Annotated in this window: 13 protein-coding genes; 1 reads left to right on the forward strand and 12 read right to left on the reverse strand. The window is 61.6% G+C overall.

The window, feature by feature from the left end:
• The first annotated feature begins 425 nt into the window (after positions 1 to 425).
• Complete coding sequence (locus I6F09_RS37580; RefSeq protein WP_260347296.1) at positions 426 to 554, forward strand: hypothetical protein; 129 nt, start codon at positions 426 to 428, stop codon at positions 552 to 554.
• Between the two features lie 33 nt (positions 555 to 587).
• Here I6F09_RS37580 and I6F09_RS20765 read toward each other — a convergent pair whose 3' ends face one another.
• The 12 genes from I6F09_RS20765 to I6F09_RS20820 form a co-directional block, all read right to left on the reverse strand.
• On the reverse strand, positions 588 to 878 hold the full coding sequence (locus I6F09_RS20765; protein WP_128261651.1) for a hypothetical protein: 291 nt from the start codon (positions 876 to 878) through the stop codon (positions 588 to 590).
• Between the two features lie 106 nt (positions 879 to 984).
• Positions 985 to 1,305 (reverse strand): DUF1476 domain-containing protein, encoded by a 321-nt coding sequence (locus I6F09_RS20770; protein WP_225125373.1) that lies wholly within the window; start codon positions 1,303 to 1,305, stop codon positions 985 to 987.
• Positions 1,306 to 1,530: 225 nt separating this feature from the next.
• Entirely contained in the window at positions 1,531 to 1,722 is a 192-nt protein-coding gene (locus I6F09_RS20775; RefSeq protein WP_035999201.1) for a hypothetical protein, read from the reverse strand.
• A 170-nt stretch (positions 1,723 to 1,892) separates the two neighbouring features.
• A complete protein-coding gene (locus I6F09_RS20780) occupies positions 1,893 to 2,567 on the reverse strand; it encodes an endonuclease/exonuclease/phosphatase family protein (protein WP_035999197.1) in 675 nt (224 codons plus the stop codon).
• Positions 2,567 to 4,807 (reverse strand): VTT domain-containing protein, encoded by a 2,241-nt coding sequence (locus tag I6F09_RS20785; protein WP_225188911.1) that lies wholly within the window; start codon positions 4,805 to 4,807, stop codon positions 2,567 to 2,569. The genes I6F09_RS20780 and I6F09_RS20785 overlap by 1 nt, the downstream gene beginning before the upstream one ends.
• Positions 4,791 to 5,087 carry a hypothetical protein gene (locus I6F09_RS20790; protein WP_035999192.1) on the reverse strand — a complete coding sequence of 99 codons (297 nt, stop codon included), beginning with the start codon at positions 5,085 to 5,087 and terminating at the stop codon, positions 4,791 to 4,793. Before I6F09_RS20790 ends, I6F09_RS20785 begins: the two co-directional genes overlap by 17 nt.
• A gap of 1,216 nt (positions 5,088 to 6,303) precedes the next feature.
• Positions 6,304 to 7,653, reverse strand: coding sequence for an HlyD family type I secretion periplasmic adaptor subunit (locus tag I6F09_RS20795; RefSeq protein WP_225150631.1), 1,350 nt, complete (start codon positions 7,651 to 7,653; stop codon positions 6,304 to 6,306).
• 13 nt (positions 7,654 to 7,666) lie between these two features.
• The gene (locus I6F09_RS20800) at positions 7,667 to 10,000 is read right to left on the reverse strand and encodes a cadherin-like domain-containing protein (protein ID WP_225188912.1); all 2,334 of its coding nucleotides are present in this window, start codon (positions 9,998 to 10,000) and stop codon (positions 7,667 to 7,669) included.
• The gene (locus I6F09_RS20805) at positions 9,997 to 11,742 is read right to left on the reverse strand and encodes a type I secretion system permease/ATPase (protein ID WP_225188913.1); all 1,746 of its coding nucleotides are present in this window, start codon (positions 11,740 to 11,742) and stop codon (positions 9,997 to 9,999) included. Before I6F09_RS20805 ends, I6F09_RS20800 begins: the two co-directional genes overlap by 4 nt.
• Positions 11,743 to 11,819: 77 nt before the next feature.
• Positions 11,820 to 20,138: a peroxidase family protein gene (locus I6F09_RS20810; protein WP_225188914.1), complete on the reverse strand. Its 8,319-nt coding sequence runs from the start codon at positions 20,136 to 20,138 to the stop codon at positions 11,820 to 11,822.
• Between the two features lie 502 nt (positions 20,139 to 20,640).
• Positions 20,641 to 20,925 carry a hypothetical protein gene (locus tag I6F09_RS20815; protein WP_225188915.1) on the reverse strand — a complete coding sequence of 95 codons (285 nt, stop codon included), beginning with the start codon at positions 20,923 to 20,925 and terminating at the stop codon, positions 20,641 to 20,643.
• A gap of 44 nt (positions 20,926 to 20,969) precedes the next feature.
• Positions 20,970 to 21,635, reverse strand: coding sequence for a response regulator transcription factor (locus I6F09_RS20820; RefSeq protein ID WP_225188916.1), 666 nt, complete (start codon positions 21,633 to 21,635; stop codon positions 20,970 to 20,972).
• Between the last annotated feature and the right edge of the window lie 317 nt (positions 21,636 to 21,952).

Below are 21,952 nucleotides of genomic sequence, written 5' to 3' on the forward strand. Positions count from 1 at the left end.
TTTCGGCACTGATGGGTCTGGTAAGCGCGGGGATCTTCCTGGCCCATGCGTTCGAGGGTTACCGCACGAGGGCCTGAAGGCACTCGCGCGGACGGCAAGCATCACCTCTTTCAAAGCGGCGCGTTCGGACGGTCTTGGTCGATCCACTCGCGCATCGAACACGAGAGCGGCAGGTGTCCCATGCGTAATCATGACCTCGTATCTGATGGCTTCCTGGCCTTGACCGCCGGCGGCTTGGTGCTGCTCTGCTCGAGTCTCGTCGCGCTGGCGCTTGCCTGAACCGCGCACGTCCTCCTGTCCAACACGGGTTCTCTCCATTGCGGCGCAGCAGGCGCGGCTGTCCCCGCTCCCATTCAGTTGATTGAATTATTGCGTTCGGCGCCTCGACCAATTGCAAGAGGCCATCACCAACGAGGGTGACGCAAATGCTTGCCGAGAAGTTCTTCCTGGTCTTGGAATCCCTGATCCGCGGCAACCGCACCTATCCGGATGGAAGTCCCCGGGTCATCAGCACCTCCCCGCATGTGCCGGTCAGGCTGCCGTCAGCGAAATAGCCGGCGCGTCCGCCAGCCGCCGAAACCCGCCGCTCAGCGCAGGCCCAACAGCGAGCGTCGGTAGAAGCTGCCACGGGCTTCGTTCTGGCAGACGAAGCTGCCGTCGAAGCCCTGGCCGTAGCGCTTCTGACCCTTGCGGTAATAAACGCCCTTGCCGAAATCGAGCCAAACCACCTTGTCGCGCGGGCAATGACGCTGGGCCTGCGCCTCGTAGCGAAACGGCGTCAGCGGTGTCGCCGAGACCTCGGCGCCACCTGCAGCGACCAGCATGGCGCCGGCGCATGCGATTGCGCCGGACCATTTGCCAAAGCTGCCCCGTGACATGCCCCCACCTCCCGCTCGCCGCCGTCTCCGGCGGCTGGCACGGTAGCACGAAACGGCACAGCCGTCGGAAGGCGGCAAGCGCGCCGAATGAACGCGGCAGCGGGTGTCATTGCCGGTCCGCTTCGAGCTGCGCCAGCGCCTGGTGCAGACATTCTTGAAGCCTCTGCGCGACCTGCTCGCGCGCGATCCCCTTGCCTGCGAGATCGCCCGCCACCTTGCCGACCACGTGGTCCATCGTCCGGCTCTCCAGATGGTCCGTCACCAGCGCAGCCGCGTAGCCTGCAGCGGCATCGCCACTGAGCCCGAGCTGGCCTGCGGCCCAAAGCCCGAGCAGCTTGTTGGACCGCGCCGTGGCCTTGAACATCAATTCCTCGTCGTGGGCGAATTTGGCTTCAAAGCCCCGCTCGCGCTTGTCGAACGTGGTCATGGTCAGCTCCATTCTGCGTCGCTGATGAGGATCGGACTTGCTGGGAGCGAACGTCTCCATGGTTCAGGTCAGTTTTGGATCATCAGAAGCTTCCTCCCAGAAGCGAAGCGCCGTCAAGCCCGCCGATGGGAAGCAGACATCCAAGCGCCGATTGGCGGCCGACAATCAAATGCAGGCCGCCAGCAGATGCGATTTTTTGGAAATTGCGCGGCTAAGCGCGTTCGCTCAGCCCTTCGCCGCCGCCGCTTCGCGCGCCAGCCGCTCGGCCTTCAGCCGTTCCTTGTTGGCATAGAACGCCTTCTGCGCCGCTTCGTGATCGCGCATGGCCTTCTCCGCCTCGATCCGCCGAGCCGCATCGCGAGCGTGGCGCTGTTCGGGAGTCAGGGGTTTGCGTCGGAAGGAAAGGTCTTCAGTCATGCTGAATGAACGTGGCCGTGAGGAAAAAGTTCCGCATGGTCCTTTTCGAGACTGTCGGCCGTAGGCATAAAAGTTGTCTGAAAACAACCCCATGCACAGTAGCTAAGTTCCTCTAGCACAACGCTTTTCTCAATGAGGGCCAGAGATCCGCACTCCGGTCGCTGGAACCGTTAGATCGCGATGTCCGCGATCACGGGCAAATGGTCGGAATAGGCGCGCGCCGCATGGTCGGTCCAGACTTTCTCGATTCGGCTGTCACGCGTTGCGTAGATCCGGTCGAGCCGCATGAGGGGCAAGCGCGATGGGAAAGTTCGCAACCGCGTCCGGTTCGGGCAGGCCTGCGCGAGCACGCGCCGCACCGATTTCACCCAAAACCAGTCGTTGAAATCGCCGAGGACGACGGTCCTTTCCGGCCTCACCAGGCTCACCACGGCCTGAGCCTGCGCATAACGCTCGTGGATGCTGAGGCCGAGATGAGTGGCGACCACGCGGACGTCGCCGAAAGGCGTCAGCAACCCCGTCGCGATCGCCCTGCGCGGCTCCCGCTCTCGATACGACACGTCGACGATCTCGGGCACGCTGGAGAACGGAAAGCGGCTCATGAGCATCTGGCCGTAGTCACCGTCCTCCGTGACGATCGACTTGGCATGAACGCGATGATCGCCGACGACGCGCGCCAGCTTCGCGAACGGATCGTCCGACCGCGATCGGGAATCCACCTCCTGAAGCGCGACGACATCCGGCGACCATTTGCGGATGATGGAGCAAACTCCCTCCAGATCGAACGTCGGATTAAGATTGAACGTGCCGTGCACGTTCCACGTCATGAAGCGCATCGGCGCCATCAGCGCCTCCCGGCGAGCCACGTCGCGAGGAATTGAGCGCCCGCACAGACGCCGAGCCAGCCCAGAAATGCCAGCGTGAGCAGCAATACGCTGCTCCAGGACGCATTCCTGGCCAGATCGGCGATCTGCGCTCCCAGAACGGCCATGGCGAGAATGCCGGGCATCATGCCCAGCAGCGTTCCAACCAGGAAATCACGGAGCGGCAGCGTGCTCGCGCCAGCCGCGACGTTCACCAGCGAGAATGGTGCGATCGGAATCATCCGGATGACGACGACGGCCAGGATTCCCTTGCCGACAACGCGCTCCTGGATGCGCGCGGCACGGCGTCCCAACAAGCGCTGAAGGCGCTCTCGGCCCAGGAACCGTCCGATCGCAAAAAGGAGGAGCGCGCTGAGCAAGACGCCCGCCATTGCGGTGACGAAACCCAGCCACGGCCCAAGTGCGGCGGCAGTCGCAGCAATGAGCACGAGAACTGGAAAGATGACCAGCCCGCCGACGACGAAGGCCGCAATTGCGAATGGCGGTCCCCAAACGGACTGCGAATAGGCAGACAGGAACGACGAGATCCGGCCCGTATCGGCGTAATCGCTGAGGGACGTGTACGACCAGGCCAGCGTCAGTCCAAGAAGCGCCAGCGCGATCGATGCGATCCCGATGATCGTCTTCGTGCTCCACATGCGCGATGCCGCCCGCTCGAGATGAAGAGGCAGCTCAGGGTCCGCCACCGGCTGAACCAGGGTGGCCAGCGAGCTGGTCAGAACCGAGGACTCCACTTTTCGCAGCGTCTTCGCCCCACCCTTTTTCGACACCTGGTCCAGCAGGGCGAACAGCCGATGCTCGTTTTGCGTGACGGCCTGCTCGTCGAGACCGCAGAAATGAGCGATGAGCCGACGGCGGACCGAGGCGATGAAATCCCGATGCTGCTCGGATTCAGCTTCAAAGATGAGGTCGCATTCGCTGTCGGCGCCCATGGAACGATTGTTCAGATTGGCCGAGCCGATCCGCAAGATCCTGTCATCGACGATCATGAGCTTGCTGTGCACCATCACCGCGGCTTCCTTATTGCCGCTGCGGGAGATCGGATAGACGAAGCGGATGCGATCGGCCACGCCAGCTGCGCTGAAGCAGTCGATGAAGGCGCCACGGCCGTTCTGCATGGCCTGGGACTCAAGCCACGAGGAATGCAGTTTCGGCGCGACGACCAGAACCCGAAGCGACGGCACGCGACACATCTGCTCCGCCAATTCGTGCGCCATCCTGGTCGCGCTGGTGAATTGATTTTCGATGTAGACGAAGCTCGTTGCCGACCGGATCGCCGCAATGAAGGAGCGTTCGACCTCCTTGATGGTCGAGCCTGCAGGACAGACCACCTCGGTCCTGGCGATCCCGACCGGTAAGTGCTCGGCCTCGACAGGCACGTTCGCCGGCCAGCGACCGTTCCTCGGTGCGCGCCGTTCATCGGACTGTTGGCCTGCCGCACGCCAGCGTTGCTCCGCGAGGGCGAACAGCTGCTCCGCGGCATCCCCGTCGACCAGGCACTGAACGTCGTGAAACGGTGGATATGGCTTGCGCTGTGGGTCGCAGCGCATGGCATTGTCGGCGCGGTGGTCACTCGTGTCCCAGCGCCGGATCGTCAGATCGAGGCCGCCGACGAACGCCAACGATCCGTCGACACAGACGATCTTCTGGTGTTGCGCCGAACCGAACGGAAGCGTGGCGTCCAGATGAAACCGGACGCGGCCATCGGTATCGGCAGTGAATTTCGCCGCGGAATTCCACTCCCTCTCGGAAGCGTAAAACGAGACGAAGTCCCAGACGAGAATGTTGATGCGCAAGGCGGGCCGGCGCCGCACCAGGGCGCGCAGGAACGGACCAAGCTCGTCAGGCAGGCCATCATCGGCACGTCCGGAATCTCCGACCAGCCGCGTCCTGCTATGGATATCCCAGCCGACGATATAGACGAGATCCTGCGCCTCCAGCAGGGCCTCCCGGAGGGCTGCGAAATAGGCGGCGGCATCGTTCAGAACCGCCACGCGCCGCGCCCTGCACCGTCGCCAGACGGTGTCGCCGGGAGTGAGTGTCGATGCGCTCTGAAGCAGGTGGACCTCGCAATTCGCGTTTGCGTCTAAACGCGCTGGAGGCTCAAGGGGTTCCACGCGGTCAACGGCTGCGGTTCGATGCGAATGCCGAATGTCCGGCCCTCTGGGCCCGTCGCACAAGTCGTCATTTGGTGCGGACAAACTTCGCGCCGGCGCTCCTCAACACATCGACAATTTTCTCAGGGGCATCGCCGTGAAAATCGACGGAAACCTCGATCAGGCCTTCCAGCTTCTGCCGCCCCTCCGGTGTGGGCGCTGTCTTGACGTCGGGACCTGCCGCGCGTGTTCCCACGGTGTTCGCGGCGCCGGCGGGCTGGACGAAGACGTCGCCTCGCGGCACGCCGCATTCCTGCACGACATGCTCAACCGCAAGCTCGGCTCCGCGGCGCGTGTCGAATTCTCCAATGATGGTGCTTTCCAAGGCTGCTCTCCGTGTGCTCGAGACTGCGAACAACAGGCGAGCCGAGGCCAAGTTCCTGAGGGAGCACGCAAGAGGATGACGGTCGGATCCCAGGCGCTGATGATCAGAACCGAATGAGTCCAAACAGGAAGAGCAGCGCCACCGTGACCAGGCCGGAGATCAGCAGCGAGCCGAGACATCCCAGCCGGTTCGAGAAAAAGAAGAACATGCCTTGCCCGCTGTGAAGCCTGGTGCGGGCTAATCTCTCTAAGTCAGTAGCGTTCCTGCGCAGTTTCGCGTGTCCGTGGCTCTAGCACGCAACGCTTCCTTCCACTGCATTTCAACCAGTCCCGATCCTCCTCTTGAAGACTGGAGATCCAAACGCAACATGGGTCTACGGCACCGCCGCAATCCGTCTCTCCAACATCGCGGGCCGGACTTGAGCGAGGAAGATTGAACAGATCCGTCGGGCTGCGGTGTTAGGAATGGGTCTCGGCCAAATGACCCGAGCGGCACCGGGGCGCCGCCAATCCAGACCTTGGGAGTGACGCGCCGAGGCGCCCCAGTCTTTCCAGCGCAGGCTAGTGCAACACGCGAGCGGCTTCGGCGAGCCGGACCCTTTCTCTCAGCTCCTCGAGCTCCTCGATCGCGTCCAGCAATCTCACCAGTTCGCGGGCAATATGTGTCAAACCGGACTTGGATTGCTTTAAGATACGAACTCGCTGTGCCATCGGTGCACGCCTCCATGGTCGGGCACGTCCAATTGGCAAGGAGCGTGCCAGCCCACCAGGGGAACTTATGGCGATTTCTGGCGGAAGGGGTGTCCTGTCAAGGCGCTTGATATTGCGAGCCTTTTCATCACCCTCCTCCGAAATTCTACGGTCCGAACTACGGGAGAACTGGCCGCCCTGCAGCCGTAGCTTTAGGCCAACGAATTTGTCCCGAACCAGCCAAGCGGAGGACGCGCGCTATTCGAGGTTATCATCTGCGCAATCGACTTCGACCGGCCTGACTGGACAAATTGGCCGTGTGTCGTGAGCGACCCCTGGGTAAATACTCCGTGTTCTACCAAGTACCCTGCGGATAGGGTCACACGCTTGAGCCGAGGCATCCAGCCGGTTCAAAAAACTACACAAGCGTTGCCGGCGCGAAGGATTCTCGAGGTCTTTTTCAGCTCGATGGCATTCCGGGCGCCTCGCTCCTTGATGCGTCCCCGTTCCGTATCCCCGCCAAGAAGTTAACGCTCCCGAAAGGCGCGGTTCATCTGATCAGTGAAAGGCTTCACCAGATATGACGCCGCTGTCCTTTCCTGTGTTGAAATAAACACCTCTGCAGGCATGCCGGGAACAAGCTTAAAACCATGAAGTTTGGCGATCGCATCCTCGGTCGGGAGCAAATTGACGAATGCAACATAGTACTCCTGCCCATTTGAAGGATCGCGCGCCGAAGCGGGAGACAGCATGACGACGGATCCCTTCATCTCCGGCGTTGTGTTGCGGTTGAACGCGGTTAGGCGAACGCGGGCGGACTGCCCTTCTCTCACCTGGTCTATGTCGGCCGGCGAGATCTTGATCTCGAACTTGAGCTCTGCATGCTGGGGTACGATCGTCGCGATCTTCGCAGCCGGCGTAATAACGCCGCCGACAGTATGAATAAAGAGCTCATTGACGTAACCCGCAACCGGAGACCTGATTTCGGTGCGCGACAGACGATCCTCGATCGCCAACTTTCGTTCGCTTAGCTCGGAGATGCGGGCGTCTACGGTCCGCAAGTCGCGTTGCGCCTCCGTGCTGGCATTTTGATCTACGGCGATGATCTGAACCCTGATTTCGCTCGCACGGACCTTAGCCCGGGCAATACCCGCAGAAATCTCGCCGCGTTCTCCTAGTATTCGCGCCCAGTCGCGGTGAGCTGAATAAACCCGGGTATACTCAACGATCTTCTTCTCGAAGAGAGCGTCCAGCTTGTCGCGCTCGGCACCAACCAATTGGATCTCGTGTTCTTTGGCAGCAAGCCGCGCTTCCATTCCCTTGATCTCCTCCAGGGTCTGGCTGACGCTGAGCTCGAGCTGCTCCTTCTGGCTATCCCTCCCCAACTTGTTGCCCGCGAAGAGTCGGCGTTCACCCTGGATCACAACCTCCGAGGCGGTCGAAATGCGCCCGAGATCCGCCGGGAATTCGATCGAAGGGAGGTTGTCGCGCTCCGCAATCAGTCGCGCTTGACGGCCCAGCGCTTCCCCCAGCTGAGACCTGACGATAAGGAGTTCTGCTTTGATTTGCACGTCGTCCAGAGTCGCCAGGATTTGTCCTTCGCGAACGAAATCGCCCTGGCGAATCGACAGCGTTTTAACGATGCCGCCATCCCGATGCTGCACCTCCTTCAGGTTCTCGTCGACCTTGACGGTACCGCTGGCGACGATGGCCCCTTCCAGCTTGGCTATCGCCGCCCACCCGCCACAGCCGATCACCAATACAACCACAAGCGACAGTCCGCCGACTATCCTTGGCCATAGCCGGAGCGATCTCTCGACGCTGCCGGGATTGGCTGGCAACGCGGTAGCAAGTTCTCTCGGGTCGGTATGTTTCATGGACGTTATTGCCTCAGCTGACCGCCACCGTGAATTGAAGGTGATGATGCCCCTCGACCTGAATCGTGAAAAACTCGTCCGTGTCAGGTCGATCGTGCACGTCCACCAACGTCATCTTGTTGCTGTCCGCCTCTTCGAATCGAAAGCGCACCGGTCGCTTGTCTCCGGTTGTCGAAAGATAGACATCCTCGAACATGTCGGAGATTGTCTCGTCGACACCGCCCTCCCCGAGGACACTGATCTCGTATGTCGCAGCTACTATTCGATCCCCAACCGTAAAATCAGTGATCTTGCGGACCGTCATGGCCTGGTCATCATCGCCCGTCCTCCTGAACTCGAAGGTGTCGTCGCCGTCGCCTCCCGTCATCGAGATGGAGTTCGATCCAGCGGCGACAATGTGGTCATCGCCCGAGCCGGTAATGATCCTCTCGAAGGCTGCAATCAAGTCATGCCCGACATCGAGACCGTCGGCAGTACCTCCTTCGAGGTCGACCGTGATACTAAGGGTTGCGGTCGAATAATCGAGCGTGTCCTCTCCGGTTCCTCCATCGTAGGTGTCATCGGCCGCGTCGGCCGCGGCAGCGACATGATCGTTGCCGCCGCCGGCCGAAACTGTGTCACCTCCTGAACCATCCGAAACGCTGTCATTCCCGGCGCCTCCGTGGAGAAGGTCGTTCCCCTCGCCGCCGCTCATGGTTACGTCGGCCGTGTTCGATCCTGCATCGATATGATCGTTACCGCTTCCGCCGATGACCGTCTCCACTCCGGCGACTCTATCCTGACCTATCTCGCGTCCCTCCGCCGTTCCATGTCCGAGGTCGATGGCAACTCTCTCCCTCGCGGCGGAAAAATCGATGGTGTCCAACCCGTCACTACCGTCGTAGGTGTCGTTGGCCTCGTCAAGCGCGGCTATGAAATAGTCGTCTCCTGCATCGCCGTGTGCCCTGTCGCTACCCGTGCCGTCCGTCAGCACGTCGTTGCCGTTGCCACCGAACAGGAGATCATCGCCGGCGGCCCCGACAATCACGTCATCGCCGGCCCCACCGGCGAGGCTGTCATTGCCACCACCGCCATCGATCCTGTCGTTGTCCGCATCGCCCTGAACGGAATCATGGCCGGCGCCACCGATCAGGATGTCGGCACCACCGCCTCCTGAAATGACGTCGTTTCCTTCTTCTCCCATGATGGTGTCGTCGCCGTCCTCGCCATACAGACTGTCGTGACCGGCACCTCCGAACACCACATCGTTTCCCGCGCCCGCGAACACCAGATCGTTGCCTTCCCCGGCATAGACGATGTCGTTGCCGCCCCCGGCGACGATGTGGTCGTCGCCCAGACCGCCAAAAATGATGTCATTGCCCTGGCGGGCGTCGATGTTGTCGTCGCCATCCCGGCCGTCGATCCGATCGGCGCACGGCGTGCCGAGAAGGTTGTCGTCGGCAGCCGTCCCGATGACCGGCGGCGCTTCGATGACGCTAAAGTGCGCCGTCTGCACGACGGACGCGAAGCCGTCCGTGATGGTATAGGTCAGCGTCACCTCGCCCAGCATGCCATCGTCAGGGGCGAAAACCCAGCTCCCGTCCTGCGCCTGTGTGATGGCGCCGGAACTTGCCGTGAGATTGACGACCCTCATCATGTCGCCATCCGGATCGGTGGCACCGCTCAACAGGACCAGGAGCGGGATCGTCAGAGCCTCACAGCCGATCACATTGCGCAGCTGTACCGGTCCGCTGATCCGGGGCGCGCGATTGCGCTGAGGGTCGATATCGAGGTCCAGGTCCGGACGGGGGGTGAAGGGGCTTGGTCCGCGAGGCTTGGCGTCACCGCCGCCTCCTCCTCCGCCACCGCCCGAGGCACCCGCTCCATCGGAAGCCGAGGATTGCGGGCGATTATCATTGTTCGCCCGGATTGGATCTCCCAATGGGCCATTGTCGACGCGAACCTGGCCGGGACGCTCTCGTCCGTTGAAGTCAAGCGCCGGGGAATCATTGGCCAGGAACTCGCTGATCTCCTGCGGCAGCACGATCCTGATCGGCACGACGTTGTCGGAAGACTTGGCAGTGCGCGGGTCCGTGTCCGTGGCCGAATCTTCCTCATCTGCGAGGCTCGCTTCCGCTGCCGGCGCATCGCTCTTCTCTTCGGAGCCGTCATCCCTGTCGGTCTTCCGGTCTTCGTGCGCTTCCACCGTCGTCGGCAGAAAGCTCTTCAGGTACGTCGCAGCCGCGGTCAGAAACAGCAGGAAAGCGATCGGCAAGATCCCTTTCTTCTCCGGCTCCTTCTCGACGTAATCTTCGTGCCTTGGTCGCGACGGATGTGACTTCGGTTTCAGCGCCTGAACTGTAATCATGCTGGCCTCCTCACTTGCGTTTGGAGTTCTTCTGCTGCAGGTCTTGCCGACAGGCCCGGTGTCATGATGTCGTTCTTCGTTCCGAACGCCGTCATGCGGCCATTCTGGACAATGGCGACCATATCCACGGCCACAAGCGCACTGGGCCGGTGGGCAATCACGATCGTTATGCCGCCACGCGCCCTGATGCCTTCGATCGCCCTCGTCAGGGCCGCCTCGCCTTCGCCGTCAAGATTGGAATTGGGTTCGTCCATGATGACAATGAAAGGGTTGCCATAAAGCGCCCGCGCCAGCGCCACGCGCTGTCGCTGACCTGCGGACAATGCCGCGCCCTGCGGGCCAAGCTGCGTCCGATACCCTTCCGGCATCTTTACGATCATCTCGTGAACGCCGGCCGCCCTAGCTGCCTCGACCACTTTTTGGTAGTCCGGCTGCGGCTCGAAGCGGCAGATATTCTCTTCAATCGTCGCATCCATCAGGCTGATCTCCTGAGGAAGGTAGCCAACGTGACGACCGATATCGTCCTCTCGCCATTGGCCAAGATCGGCGCCGTCCAGGCGAACGCTGCCGCGCAGCAACGGCCAGATGCCGGTAAGGGCGCGCACCATGGTGGTCTTGCCACCGGCGCTGGGTCCGATAATGCCGAGCGCCTGGCCGGCCTCGAGTTCGAAGCTGACGTCGCTCAGGATGACCTGCCCGGATCCGGGCACGGCGACCGTAGCCTTTTCGACGCTGAGCCGCTTGCTCGGCGCCGGCAGCTTCATCGGCTGGTCGACATCGGCAAGCGCCACGACCGTGTCGCGCAGCCGTTGAAATGCCATCCTCGCCGAGATGAACGCTTTCCAGTTGCCGATCGCCAGATCCACCGGCGCCAGGGCGCGTGCGGAGGCGACAGAGCATGCGATGATCGCGCCGGCCGAGAGTTCACCCTTGATGGTGAGGTAGGCACCCAATCCAAGAACGGCGGACTGCAGCAGCATGCGCAGCACCCGCGACACGGCGGCGAAAGTGCCCGTGATGTCATTCGTCCTGGTCTGAAGATCGAGGTGCTCGCCATTGGCGGTATGGAAGCGATCGACCGCACGGTTCGCAAACCCCATCGCCTTGATAACGTCCGCATTGCGTGCGTTGGAATCTGCGATGGTGTTTCGGACCATTGCGGCCTTCCGAGCGGACACGCTCAGATGCTTGGTCATAATTTCGCTGACGACGGTGAGGACCGTCAGTATGAAGGCTCCCGCGAAGGTCAGCGCGCCCAGGAGTGGATGCAGGAGATAGATGAATACCAGATAGATCGGCATCCACGGCAGGTCGAACAGCGCCGCGGGTCCCTGGCTGCCGAGAAAGCCGCGGACGGTATCGACGTCCCGGCCACGTTCGAGCGCCTCGGAGGTGGAGAAGCCGAAACGGGGCATGTCGATCGCCACCCGGTGAGCCAGTGGAGCGATCTTCTTGTCCAGCCTCGCCCCGACACGCACCAGAACCTGCGAGCGAACGACGTCGAAACCACCTTGAAAGAGATAAAGTCCGATGGCCAGACTCGACAGAACCACGAGAGTCGGGATGCTGCCGCTGGTCAGGGCCCGATCGTAAATCTGCATCATGTACAACGAGCCGGTCAGGGCCAGCACGTTGATCATTCCCGAGATCAAGAACAGAAACAGGGCGATGCCGCGGAAGCCACGCGTCAACTCCTCAAGATTGCGGCGCTTTGCCGGCGTCAACTCTTTAGACTTGGCCATTGGACCCCAACGCTCGCTTCAGAAAGAAAGGGAGATGATGGAGGCGGATTGTTCGCTCCGCCTCCATCGCCCTGGCCCTAGAGATTGAAGTTGGAGTTCGTCAGGGTGTGATGACCTTCCAGTTCAATCGTGAACTCGGCAGCGTCGTCGCCGTCGACGTTACCTTGCAGGACAGTGAATTCGCCATCGGCCCGGGTCTCGAAGCGGACGGCCAATTGGCCTGCCGCCGTCTGAGCGGCCCCGCTCACGAGAGTGAAGGCCTGATCAGCTGCCGTACCGGTGTTCGCGTCGATGGCGCTCAGATCGATGCGATCGCCGGGCTCGAACCCATGGATCGTGTCGCCATCCGCAGCGAAGGTGGTTTGGAACTTGAAGGTGTCGTTGCCTGCGCCGCCATTCACCACGTTAGCCGCGTTGCTCGCCGTGATGGTGTCGTCGCCGGACCCGGTATTGACGTTCTCGATGCCCCAGATCGTGTCGTTGCCGGTCTGGATGCTCGACACGCTGCCGTTCATCAGAGGGCCGGAGCCCAGGTTGACGTTGACCGCCGCAGTCGACGCCGACATGTCGAGCGTATCGATGCCGCCGCCCCCGGTCCCCTCGTCTCCGAAGTATGTGTCGTTGCCGTCACCGATCTCCGCAATGATGAGATCATTCCCGGCGCCGCCGAAGACGGTATCGTCGCCCGCGCCGGCCGTGATCATGTCATTGCCCTCGTCTCCGAAGAGGCGATCTGCTCCGGCATCGCCGTAGACGATGTCGGCGTCAGCACCGGCGAATACGTGGTCGTCGCCTGCTCCGGCAAAGATCACGTCCCTCCCCGCCCCGCCGTTAGCGAAGTCTGCATCCTCGCCGAGAGCGATCGCGTCGGCCCCGGCATCGCCGATGGCGATGTCACTTCCAGCGAATGCAACGATGTTGTCGTCGCCCGACGTGCCGATCAGCATGTCCGACTGCGCCGTTCCGGTGCGAACCACGCCGTCCGCAGCGGTGTGGTCGTCCTCGCTGTCACCCGGCGGGGTCTCGTTGTCATCGCCGCCAGGCTCATCCGCCAGGAACTGCGGCGGGATGACGCCCGTGAAGGTGACGGAATGGGTTCCATTCGAGATCGTCTTGGTGCCGTTTTCATTCTCGACCAGCTCGTACGCCGAAATATCCGATCCATCAGGAAGCTCGATCACGTCCTCGGCCTGCAGGGCGCCGATGATAGTGTCGTTGCCGCCGTTGGAACGGAACACGATGCGATGAGCCGAAGTCAGGGCCGAAATGTCGATCGTGTCGTCACCTTGCTCACCATCGATGGTGATGGTGTTGAGGCGCAGGCTGGTGCCGGAGAAGTCCCCAATCACTTGGATCGTGTCGCCGCCTGCGCTGCCGCTGCCGACGGGTTCCGAGTTGTTGATACGGATCTCCTCGATCTCGCGCAACTCGGCGATGACCGAATTGGCAAAGTCGGTGTTCGCGCCGCGCGTGACGACAATCTCCGTGGCCGGATTGAGGCTGGCCCCGATGTTGCCAGGCAGCGCATCCCAGGCGGCACGGGTGTAGATGCGATAGGTCTCCGCGACGGCGGCGTTGCCCGTGACCACGAAGGTATCGCCCAGAGCACCCTCAGCCCCGCCGTTGACGATATCGCGACCATCGGAGTTGGTCAGCGACGTCGCGGTCGCGGCGTTGGCGTTCCAGTTGAACGTGTCGTCGCCATCATCGCCATTCACGGTGTCGTTGCCGGTCCCGCCGTTCACGATGTCGTTTCCACCGCCGGCATTGACCGTATCGTTGCCAGCAAGGGCATTGATCGTATCGGCATTGGCCGTGCCGTTCAGCGGGATGTTGTTGCCCGCCGTGCCGGTGATCGCCGAGGCTGGTGTCGTTGCCAGGGTGAAATCGTTGATGTCGATAGAGGCATTGCTAATGCCATTGATCGTGATGGTGCCTTGGACCGGCGAGGCGGCACCGCCCTCCCTGATCGTGAGCACGGTGTTGCCACCGGAGGCGCTCTCGAAGACACGGGTGGCAAAGTTGGCCGCCGTGACGCCAAGACCCGAGAGATCGATCTTGTCCTGGGTGGCCGCGGTGCCCCCGTCTGCATCGAAGCTGCTGATGGTATCGTTGCCGAAGCCGCTTGCATTGTAGGCGATCGTGTTGAAGCCGGTGCCGACATCGATGAGGTCGTTGCCTTCGCCACCTATGATCACGTCGTTGTTGTCGCCGCCGGACAGGGTATCGTTGCCGGTACCGCCGTCGAGCAGATCGTTGCCGCCGTTCCCCGTCAGGACGTCGACACCGCCGCCTCCGAACATTTGATTGGTAGCGTTGTTTCCGACAATCGTGTTGTCGAGAGCGTTGCCGGTTCCATTTATCGTATTGCCTCCGACCAGGTTCAGGTTCTCGACATTAGTGCCAAGAGTGTAGCTGATGGACGAATCGACCCGATCGATTCCGCCCGAACCCGCGGCGATCTCATTGACCACGTCGCCGGCATCGTCAACGACGTAGATATCGTTGTCGGCGCCTCCCGCCATGGTGTCGGCCCCGGCACCACCATTGAGCGTGTCGGTGCCGATGCCGCCGCTCAGCGTATCGCCATCGTCGCCGCCGTTCAGCGTATCGTTGCCGTCGCCGCCGAGCAGGCTGTCGGCACCGAGCCCGCCGTTCAGCGTGTCGTTGCCCAGGAGTCCACTCAGGGTGTCGGCGAGGTCGCCGCCGGTGATGACGTTGTTGAGATCGTTGCCAGTCCCGACGAACGGATCGGCATCGATGCCCGTGTATGCCAGGTTCTCCACGTTGGCGACCGCTTCGATCGACAACACGGCCATTTCGGTCTCGATCGTGTCGGTGCCCTGGTTCAGGGCTTCGACCACGACGTCTGCGATGTCATCGACGACGTAAGTGTCGTTGCCGTTCAGGCCGACCATCACATCGGCATCGAGCCCGCCGTCGAGAAGGTCGCCATCACCGGCTCCCGAACCGCCGACCAGAAGGTCTTCGCCGGCTCCGCCTTGCAATTCATTGTCACCGGTGCCGCCGAAGATCAGGTCGTTTCCGCTGCCGCCGATGATCTCGTCATTGGTAAGGTTTTCGCCGGCGATGAAGTTGTTAGCCGTCGATGCCGCGAGGTTGATCGTGCGGCTGAAACCGGTCGGATCGGCACGGTTGACGACGTAATCCTCGAAACCGAGCAGATAGCCATTGTAGGTGGCCCCGGTGAAGTTGATGCTCTCGATGCCCCGCTGCGGATTGCCACCGTCGAAGTGATTGATGGCGGTCACCGTCTGTCCGTTCACGGCCACAACAAGGTCGCCATTGGCAGTGCCAGTGTCATTGTCTGCGGCATTCAGCGTCGTGAGCGCAACCGGCAGGTCCTCTGTGCTGCCCGTCTGGATCACGAGCCGATCGGCCGAACCGCCGTTGTCGAGTTCGGTGATCGTGTCGTTTCCGTCGCCCAGGCGGACGTTGTAGGCGTCATTGCCGAGGCCGCCGTTGAGCGCATCGTTACCGAGGCCGCCGTCGAGCGCATCATTGCCGTCACCACCGTTAAGCGTGTCGGTCCCGTCCCCACCAATCAGGATGTCGTTGCCACCCAGACCGTTGAGCACGTCGTTTCCGCCGAGCCCGACGATCAGGTCGTTCCCGTCGTTGCCCACCGGAGCGCCGGGGTTGGTGCCATTTAGCGCCGGATCGTTGCCCGGCGTTCCCATGATGATGTTAAATGACTCGCCGCCCGCGAACTCGACACGCTCGATGCCGCGCAGCTTGTCGGATCCGTCGCCATCCGCGACGGTGTGTGTCACCTGTATGGTGCCGTCGGCATTGCCGGCGAAGATGTATTCGCTGGCAGCGCCCGAGAACACGGCGGTATCGGTGTCGACGACCGCGTCGCCCGTAGCCAGGATCTCGCGCACGATCACGAGCTGACCCGGATTGTACGTGCCGGCAAACATGGCGGCAGCGAGCGTCGTCATGCTGCTGTGCGAGTCGATTTCAGGGCCGGTTCCGTCCGGGTTTTGACGGACGCTGATCCGGACGTTCAGCCACTTGTCGCCATCGATGATGTCATCGCCGGCGCGGCCCGTGATCCTGTCGCTGCCGTCGCCACCGAGGATGATGTCACCCGCGGAGTAGGACGTAATGCCGGTGCCCAAGACGGCGTCGAGGCCGTTGATCAGCGCAAGGCTCTCGGCCGTGACGGTGCTGCCGGTGTAACCTTCCGAACCGCCGAGCGATGACGGCAGACGATCGGCGGCCAGGGTATCGGAGCCGGTGAGGATATCGTTGAACCTCGAGCCCGACACGCCCTCAACCGACTCGTAGGCGTCGAGCGTGCCGTTCACGGGCGGGTTGGGGAACTCATCGAACACGATACCGCGCGTCAGGTCCGCGTCGACGCCGAAGGCGTTGTCCTTATACGTCACCCAGTCCCAGCCCGACATTCCGGCCAGCTTTCCACGGCCGGGACTGCCAACCATGACGTCGTCGCCGCCCTCGGCGATGAACTCGTCGAAACCGCCATCGCCGAGGAACACATCGTGTCCGACGACGCCATCGCGCGCAAAGAGCTCGTCGAAGTTGTCGCCAGGCGCGCCGTCGAAAGTGCCGGTCTCGATCCAGTCGTTGCCCTCATTGCCCAGAAGGCGCTCGGCGTTCTTGTTTCCGTAGATGAAGTCATCGCCTTCACCACCGAACACCTCGCCCCCGGCGTCGTTGCCCAAGAAGACAAAGTCCTTGCCGGCACCGCCGAGAACAAGATCCAGCCCCGGTCCCGAGTTGATGACGTCGTTGCCGGCGCCGCCCTTGATGTTGTCGTCGCCGCCGAGATCCTTGATGATGTCGTCGCCGTCCCCGCCATTGTGGACGTCGTTGCCGGCGCCACCCTCAAGGAAGTCGTTGCCGGCATCGCCATGGAGCGTGTCGTCCCCTTCGCTGGCGATAAGGATATCGTTTCCTGCAGTGCCGCCGAGCACGACGTGTTGATCGCCCGTGTATCGTAGGTAGTTGGTATCCGCCCCCGGCGTGGCCGGATTGTTGCGGATGACCAACGGAGTGAGGATTCCGCCGCCAACCGGATCGTTGCCGAGATTGTCGGCGCTCTCATCGACTCCAACGGTCAGCGGATCATCCGCCAGGATGCCATCCGCACCGGCCGTCTCACCTAGTCCCGGATTGTATTGCTTGGTTCGGTCGATCTCGAGAATCAGGCCAGGGACCGAGAATACGTCCGAGGGCAGATGGGTGGCGTCCGTGTTGCGCATGATCATGGCGGCGAAGGAGTTCGCCTCCATCTCCCCGAATAGATGCAGGCCGTCGAGCCGCTGCAAGTAGTAGAAGCGGTCGCCGTTCTGAAGCTGCTCCAGCGACACCTCGAACACGAAGTTGAAGGTTGAACCCAGCATGCCGCCGAACGGCAGGATCTTTTCGGCGAGGCCGCCGATCCAAAGATCGACATTTTCCAGGCCCCCCAGGGCGTTGCCGGCCCCGTAGGCACCGATGCCGTTGAGGAAGTCCTCGGCATCTGCGGGAACCAACAGGCCGCCGACCGATTGCCCAGTGATGATGGTCAGCGCGGCGTCACGCTTGCCCTCGATGGTCGTCTGGCCGGTGATCAGCGCGTGGTTTCCGTACGCCGCGATGAAGTTGATGATCGACGCCTCGTGCTTGAGGTTGGCAGCGAACTCAACCCAGCTCTCGTAGGGCTTGAGCTCGGCCGCGCTGTTGGTCACCTCGTAGAACTCGCGCCGCGCGGCGTTGAGCGACGGCACGCCGGTATCGCGGCCACGCGCCAGATTGATGGTGGCGAGATCGAGCGGCAGGCCGAGCAGGTTGTTGCGCAACGCACTGGTCACGAACTCGTCGATCTCGTTGCCGACCTGCCGGGTCATACCCCGGATGATCGCGCCGGCCGCGACTTCGTCGGTGACGCCGTGCGCGGTACCGCCGACTTCGTCGAACTCGAATGGATTAAGGAAGCCCTCGATAAGGCCAATATGGCCGGCGTTGAACGACGGATCGAACCGGTCAATCGTCTCGGTCAGCATCGAGTGACCGAAGCGATAGACGACGTGAGCGAACTCGGCGACGATCGACGGATTGATCGTGACATCGTAGCCGTCGGGAACAACAAACGGGTTGATCTGGGGCTGAACCTTGCGCGCGAATTCCTCGAACACGAGATGCTGGTACTGCATCTCGGTGCCGAACTTGGCGGCTTGGAACAGGCGTTCCCCGTTCCATTCCAAGTCGCTGACGCCGTCACCGATCACTGCACCTGGCACCAGCCATTCCTGGATAAACGCGTTGTCGCCGGTGGCCAGAATGACCGCCTTGGTGTGTTCCACCAAGCGGTTGTGCTCGGCGTGGAAAACATGGTGGACCGCGGTCAGGCCGATGTTCTCGTTCACACGGCCGTCGCCCGCGATGAAATGCGCGTCGAGCAGCTCGTTGTCATATGCGCCGGGATCTGCGGGTTGGTTGCCTGGATTGCCGAGCCCGATCTCGATGTCGCCATCCGCCAAGCCGGTCGGAACTGCCTCGTGAGCGATGTCAGCGAGGAAAGCGTGACCAATGCGGATGGCACCGGCAATGCCAACAGGAGCTTCCGGTGTCCCGGAAATCGTCACATCGTCGGCAGTGTTCGGGATGCCATCGGGGCCGATCCCGATGATGACCTGCGGTGTGCCATTCGCTCCGGGGATGAAGTTGCCGTATTGGTCGGTTCTCAGCAGGGGCACGTTGCCGACGTCGGAGTCGGTCAGGATGATCCCCAGCATGTCCCGGGCCTGAGCCTTAAGCTCGCCCCAGGTCGCCATGCCTCCGTTGGCGCCTTCGATCAGCCTGCCGGTTGCGACCGGCTCGCCATCTCCGTTCAGCACGTATTGCCGCAGGAATACCTGATGCGAAGAATGGGAGGTGTAGGTCTGATTTTGGTCGACAAACGACGTCGTCGTGTTGATCGGTCTGACATCGTCGGCCGTGCCCATGATGCCATCGGCTCCGGGCGTAACGGTCGCGCGCGTCAGCACCATGAAGTTGGTGTGGCTGCCCGGGACATACAGCGGATCGTCGGGTTGCAGGGGAATGTAGACAGTACCGCTGCCGCCCTTCCCCACCAGGTCGAGGCCGTGGTCGAAAAACTGGCCGAACAGAGTGAACCACGAGTTGAACGATGCTGACAGGCCGCCGTCCGGCGCGATGTTGGGCAGGCTGATGTTCTCGCCATCGAATTCGATGCCGAGATCAGCCAGGGTTGTTGCCAGCCCTGCGATAGCCGCCGCTGCCGCGGCGTCTGCCGCATCGCTGGCGTCTTCAGCTGTCGCCTCGTTCGCCACTGCCGTCGCTAGCGCGTCGTTGGCGGCTGTCAGAGCGGCAAGAGCTTCCGCGACCGCGTCGGGATCAACCAACGCGGTCAGATCGGCCGTGAGACTCTCGGCAGGCGCAACATTTTCATCCGCCAACGTCGCCGCAACAGCGATCGCTGCAAGATGCGGTCCTGCAGACTGGCCTTCCACCAGCGCTTCCCGAATCGCCACCAACTGCGTGTGCAACGCCAGCGCGTTCGTCTGGACGGCCTGCGCGTCGGCGAATTCGACATGGCCCACAGATAGCCCAGTCACCACGGCGGCGGCAGCGTTGGAAGCCGCGAGCGCCGCTGCGACCGCTGCCTCGACCGAGGCGATGTCTGCAGCGCTGATGTTGCCACCGACGAGCAGCGCAATCGCGGCCGCTTCTGTCGCAGAATCCGCGGCCGCTGCCGCATCGTCGGAAGCGGCGGCCAACGCTGCAACAGCCGCGCCATTGTTTGCAAGGGCAGCGTCATAGGCGGCCTGCGCCGCAACCTGATTTGCCGTTGCCGCCCCGACGGCTGCCTCGGCGGCAAGCTCCGCAGCCTGTGCCGCGGTAGCCGCAGCGGTTGTCGTGATGATCAGCTCGGCTGCGTTCTGAACAATCACCAGGTCCGCAAACGGATCTGCCGAACCGGCCCGCTCAAGCGCCGTCACGATCGCCGCTGGATTGTTCAGCGTCTGGTCGACGATGAGGTTCGAGATCGTACGGATGCTGCCGTCGACGACAAAGGAATTCGGATCGTTGGAGGGTGCGTAAGTCGACTGGGTCGGCACCGGAGGCATTCCTCCCGGACCGTCGAAGTCCAACGGCGTACCGCTCGCCGGCCGAAAGTCCGTCCCGAGCCCTTCGGGGAATTGAATGTCAGCAGCGCCCCACCGCTCCTGCCCCGGCAGCAGATTGTTGTAGGTGCCGTCGACCGTACGAAGACCCAAAGAGAGGTTGTAAGCCGGCACAAGCCCACCAACGCCAAACAGCGGTTGACCGCTCGCGTGCGCCTCAGAAATCTTGATCTGCTCCAGGATGAATTCCAGATCGCTCTTGATGTAGGAAACCATGACGCGCTCCCGTTGTTGGGCACAGACCCCGCCCAAAGGAGTGAGGTGTCCTAAAGGCGCATCCGTGAACTCTGGAGCAACTTTGAGGCTTGGAGGCCGTGTGCGGAATGGAGGAAGGTCCGACGGTATTTCAGACAAAGGTCGGAGTGATCTTCAGACCTTGGTCCGAAAAGAGAGCTGGCGCCGCATCATGTCATGAAGGCGTTTACAGCCTTCATCGTCACAGGTCGTTTCTGCGCAACGCCTTGGCGGAGGACTGGTCGCGCAAAGGTGGACATATGCTGCGGATCAGCAAGACTGTCCCGAGTAAAGCTTGGACGAGCATTCCCGCAAACTCGGGGTATCTTGTGGGTGGATGGAAAGTCGAGCGCTTTCGAGCGCATGGCTACTCTGTCGTACAAGATCCTTGAAGCCGGATCTTCGAACGCGGTAACCGCCCCGGGCACCCTAGCCATGGGGCAAGCTCTCAGCCGTTACCAACTGCAGAGTCGCTGGCTCCTCACTAGGACCCCATCGGCTTTGAATTGGTGCGGCTCAATGAGCCTGCTGCCAAATTCTTGGCCATGCTCGACGCAAAGAGCGCACTGACGGATCTTCTCGACGCTTCTTCGTTCTGTCCCGTGAACAGCATCCATGCATGAACCAACATGGATTGTGCGAGGACCTGATCGGAGACACCCTTATTTCGCGCTTGAGTTTTGGCGAGTTGGATGAACTCACGGGCCCAGAACAAATGCTCTCTCGATGAGCCATTTCGATTGGTTGATTCGGGTTCTTGCTTGATCATCGGGGTCATTCCTAAGTTGATCGTCAGTACTGACGTGGTTGTTCTCAATTGAGAGTGTGCGCGCCGAAGTTGGAATCTTGCATTTTCTGAGCGGCGACAACAACCTCCAGCCGATTGCGAGCGTTCATCTTTTGCATGAGGATCGTCATATAATGTTTCACCGTTTTATCACTCAGTTTAAGGCGCGCTGCGATTTCCTTATTCGTATTGCCGCGGACCAAGAGCTTGACGATCTGCTCTTCACGGATGGTAAGGTTGATGATCGCTGCAGCCTTGCGCCGAAGCGTTTCATCCCGTAACCCCGCGATGACTTGGCTGGCAAAGCTCCGGGTGATGTAGTTTTCACCCCGTACAACGGCTTCGATGGCTTCGATCAGCTCGCAGGACTGAGCTGCCTTCAAGACGAATCCAACAGCGCCTGCGTCGAGCGCTCGAATCGCAGTTGCAACCCCGACCACTCCTGTAAAGGCCACAACCTTCACGGTAGGCACGCTGCTGACGACGCTGGTGATGGCCTCGAAAGCATTGCCTGGCATACCGACTTCAACAATCAAAATGTCAGGTTTGCAGTCAGTCGCGAGCTGCAGAATATCGGGGACGGCCGATCCGGTTCCCAGCAGCTCCAAATCGGCGTTGCGGCCAATGACGCTGACAATCGCTTCTAGTGTAATGGGATGATGATCAACGATGGCCACCGAGATGCGATGCATTAACCGCTCCATTTAATATCGAGATAAAATGATTTAAACCAGACGAGAGATAAATGATTTTAAAACGGTTGTAAACGGTCGGTTGTGGACACCTTCAATTGCTTCTCCCTTTCCCAAGGATGCATTAGTCGCCTCATCTCGCAAGTGCGTAAAGACGCGAAAGCGTGCCCTGCCACGACGGGGCAACCGCGGCGGCGGATCTTTGCAAAAATGCCGGTCCGCTGGTGCAATGCTGAGATTGCTTCGGACTTGAGACGTCCCAAGGCCACCTTGGGCCAGATTGGTCACCAAAATCTTACGTGCCGACCCCTTGCGGG

Source organism: Bradyrhizobium sp. IC3195 (assembly GCF_020193585.1).
GTDB classification, from domain to species: Bacteria; Pseudomonadota; Alphaproteobacteria; order Rhizobiales; family Xanthobacteraceae; genus Bradyrhizobium; species Bradyrhizobium yuanmingense.